This is a genomic window from Roseateles sp. P5_B10, assembly GCF_056400485.1.
This window is the reverse complement of record NZ_JBFULE010001710.1, coordinates 1-541: the sequence shown is the minus strand read 5'-3', so window position 1 is coordinate 541 and position 541 is coordinate 1. Positions and strand designations below refer to the sequence as shown.

Genomic DNA, 541 nt, shown 5'->3' with positions numbered 1-541 from the left:
CGACTACTATGCGCCGCTATCCGACTGGCGCGACGAAGCCGATCATCTCGATCGCGATCTCGCCGACACGATCTATGATCGCGCTTACTTGCGCAGCAATGTGGCGGGCGGCGAGGCCTATGACTGGTACTATCCGGATGACGATGCGCGCGATGCGCAGGAACGTGCTGCGATCACCGACGGCCTCGGCAAGCCTTGGATCTATCGCGTCAAGGATCTCTGGAACTGGTGGAGCAGTGCGCATCACGAGCGCGTCGGCCATGCGGAGCTCGGTAGTTCGACGGCATGGGTTCCGCGCAGTAAGCCGATCTGGCTGACCGAGGTCGGCTGTCCCGCCGTGGACAAGGGCGCCAATCAGCCGAGCGTGTTTCCCGATCCGAAATCGTCGGAGAACTCTGCGCCGTATTTCTCCAGCGGCGCGCGCGACGACCTGATGCAGCGGCGTCATCTGGAGGCCTTGATCTCCGCCTTCGATCCGGCCTTCGGCGCCAGCGATGCCGAGAATCCGGTGTCGCCTGTTTATGGCGGGCGGATGATCGAT

General features: G+C 63.0%; 1 protein-coding gene. It reads left to right on the top strand.

Annotated elements, in window-relative coordinates:
* Positions 1-541: baseplate megatron protein TIM-barrel domain-containing protein (locus tag AC1DU6_RS35475; RefSeq protein ID WP_477863289.1), on the top strand; the 541-nt coding region annotated here is incomplete at both ends.